This is a genomic window from Corallococcus sp. 4LFB (assembly GCF_046520365.1).
In the GTDB taxonomy this organism is placed as follows: Bacteria; Myxococcota; Myxococcia; order Myxococcales; family Myxococcaceae; genus Corallococcus; species Corallococcus caeni.
Window position 1 is genome coordinate 1 of the sequence record NZ_JBKGHJ010000741.1, and the last position, 2,930, is coordinate 2,930.

3 protein-coding genes are annotated in these 2,930 nt (G+C 74.0%); 1 reads left to right on the forward strand and 2 read right to left on the reverse strand.

Annotated elements, in window-relative coordinates:
* Both ACLEQD_RS40455 and ACLEQD_RS40460 read right to left on the reverse strand, forming a co-directional pair.
* On the reverse strand, window positions 1–1,161 hold a 1,161-nt coding region (locus ACLEQD_RS40455; protein ID WP_410391269.1), incomplete at its 3' end, for an ABC transporter permease.
* Window positions 1,158–1,886, reverse strand: a complete 729-nt coding sequence (locus tag ACLEQD_RS40460) for an ABC transporter ATP-binding protein (RefSeq protein ID WP_410391270.1) — start codon at window positions 1,884–1,886, stop codon at window positions 1,158–1,160. The genes ACLEQD_RS40460 and ACLEQD_RS40455, both read right to left, overlap by 4 nt.
* 226 nt (window positions 1,887–2,112) lie before the next feature.
* On the opposite strand from ACLEQD_RS40460, the gene ACLEQD_RS40465 reads away from it, so the two are divergent.
* The coding region (locus tag ACLEQD_RS40465) for a PAS domain-containing protein (protein WP_410391271.1) at window positions 2,113–2,930 on the forward strand (818 nt) is incomplete at its 3' end.

Consider the following 2,930-nt stretch of genomic DNA (forward strand, 5'->3'; position numbering starts at 1 on the left):
CCGCAGCGCCGTCACCGGGGCCGCCCGCGCCGCCTCCCACGCGGGCACCAGCGCCGCGAGCACCGTCGCGCCCAGGCCCAGGCTCAGGCCCTTGATGAGCGTGAACGGCTCCAATGACAGACGCCGCACGTTCACCACGAAGTACAGGTCATTGATGGTGCGGGTGATGAGGCCCACCAGGCCGCTGGCCATCAGGATGCCCAGGAGCAGCCCCGCCGCGGTGCCCACGATGCCCAGCATCAGGGCTTCCCCCAGCACCAGCGCGAACAGCTCCCCGCGCGTCACGCCCACCGCGCGCAGCCGGCCCAGCAGCCCGCGCCGCTGCACCACGGAGAACGTCATCGTGTTGTAGATGAGGAACATCCCCACCACGAGCGCCAGCAGCGACAGCGCGGTGAGGTTGGTGCGGAACGCCCGCGTCATCTGCTCCACCGTGCCCGCGCGCCCGGAGGTCCGCACCAGCTCCGCGCCCGGCGGCAGCGCGGCCCGCAGCGTCGCGGCCTGCGCCTCTCCGCCCTTCAGGCGCAGGTCCACGCGCGTCAGCCGGCCCTCCATCCCCAGCACCTCCTGCGCGGTGGAGATGTCCGCGATGAGCAGCGACTCCAGCGCGCGCTCCGTCGTCTCCTGCGCCGGCGTCAGCAGGGCCGACACGCGCAGCTCCCGCCGCAGCCCCGTCACCATCACCGGCAGCGTGTCCCCGGCCTTCACGCCCAGGGCCCTCGCCGTCTTCGCGCCCATCACCACCGTGCCGGGTTGGGTGAGCAGGGCGCCCACGTCGCCCACCGCGCCCCCGGTGGAGAAGTCCCGGAAGGGCGCTTCCGCGAACGGGTCCAACCCCAGCAGCGTGAGCGTGCGGTGGTTGCCGCCCTCCACCTGCACGAAGCCCTGCACCACGGGCGCCGCGTCGGGCGCGTCCGGCCGCAGCTTCAGCGCCGTGTAGACGCCCTCCGGCAGGCCCGACGTGCCGCCGATGAGCTGGTGCGTGGCGCGGCCCGCGACGACGTCCGTGGACTGCTCGAAGGCGCGCAGCGCGCTGCCGCTCGCCAGGTCGATGGACACCACCACCGCCACGCCCATCGCGATGCCCAGCAGCGACAGCGCCGTGAGCCACGGGTGTCCGCCCAGGTGCCGCAGGCTGGAGCGCGCGAGCAGCGTCCTCATGACGCCGTCCCCCGGCCGCGCCCGCCGGGGCGGTCCACCAGCCGTCCATGCTCCAGGGTCAGCACGCGGTCCGCGCGCGCCGCCATCGCGGGCTCGTGCGTGACGATGAGCGCGCAGGCGTTGCCCTGCCGCGTCAGCCCTTCCAGCAGGTCCAGCACCTGTCCGCCCGTCTCCTCGTCCAGGTTGCCCGTGGGCTCGTCCGCCAGGAGCAGCGGCGGGGCGTGGGCCAGCGCTCGCGCCACCGCCACGCGTTGCTGCTCGCCGCCGGAGAGGCGGTCCGGGAAGCTGTTCGCGCGGGCACCCAACCCCACGCGTCCCAGCAGCTCCCGCGCCCGCGCGCTGGCCTCCGCGCTGGAGCGGCCGAGCAGCTCCAGCGGCAGCCGCACGTTCTCCTCCACCGTCAGCGTGGGCAGCAGGTTGAAGGCCTGGAAGATGAAGCCGATGCGCTCGCGGCGCAGCAGCGTGCGGTCGCGCTCCGGGAGGCGCCCCAGGTCGCGGCCCTCCACCAGGATTTCGCCGTGCGTCGCCTGGTCGATGCCGCTGATGAGGTTGAGCAGCGTGGACTTGCCGGAGCCGCTGCGCCCCAGCAGCACCACGAACTCGCCCCGGTGCAGGGCGAGCGACGTGCCGGAGAGCACCTCGCGCACGGAGTCGCCCTCCGCGTAGGACTTGGTGACGGCGCGCAGTTCGACGAGGGGCCGCGAATCAGGAGGAGAGGAGGGCATGCCGGGCATCCGACATAGTCGATGCCCGGCGCCCGGGAGCGTTTCCGCGCCCGCCGGGACGGATGCCCGCTACTGGACGCCAGCAGCGCCAGGGAGCGCTCAGCCCATGACACCTGGCAGGTTGGCTGCGTTGCTTTTCGTGCCATGCGGCACGTCCGGGTGTTTGATGGCCACCTCTTCTCGCCGGGAGGCCCTGCCTTCCGCCGGGGTGGGGGGGGCTATACACATGAAAGATGCCCAAGCCGGGTGGGTGGCGGCGCCCGGCGGCGTGCCCCCGCGGCTGCATGAGCTGCTTCAACAGCTCCCCGCCTTCTTCGGCCTCTATCGCGGCCCCGCCCACCTCATCGAGTTCAGCACCTCCACGCGCCTGACGCTGCTCGACACGCGCGGCCAGGTGGGCCTGCCGCTGCGCGAGGCCTGCCCCCTGCTGGAAGGCCCCGGCTGGCACGAGGCCTGGGACCGCGTCTTCACCACCGGAGAGGCATTGCACCTGCGCGAAGCGTCCGCCCGCGCGCGCCCCACCGACGAGGAGCTGTTCTTCAACCTCTCCCTGCTGCCGCGCCGCGACGCGAAGGGCCAGGTGGAGGGCGTGCTCGCCTTCGCGGTGGACGTGACGGAGCTCGTGCGCATGCGCCGCGCCGCGTGGACCACCGCGGCCTGGCGCACCGAACGCCTGCAGGCGATGACCGCCGCGCTCTCCGAGGCGCTCACCCCCGCGCAGGTGGTGGAGGTGGCCGCGCGCGAGGGCGCCCTGGCGATGGGCGCCGTCAGCGGCCTGGTGGTGGTGCCCGTGAGCGCGGCCCTGGACGTCTTCGAGCGCGCCGCCGCGCATGGCTTCTCCCCGGGGGAGCTGGAGGGCTGGCAGCGCTTCGAGGTCTCCGCCACGTGCCCCCTCACGGACGTGACGCGCACGCGGGAGCCCTGTGCGCTGGGCTCGTGGACGGAGTGCATGGCGCGCTACCCGCGCCTCGCGCAGCTGTCCTTGGAGCGGACCCTGGCGGCGTGGGCCTCGGTGCCGCTGGTGAGCGGCGGGCGCGTGCTCGG

Bases quoted from the DNA above. Each gene is read 5' to 3' on its own strand.
- ACLEQD_RS40460 (WP_410391270.1), bottom strand. From the start codon at position 1,886: ATGCCCTCCTCTCCTCCTGATTCGCGGCCCCTCGTCGAACTGCGCGCC.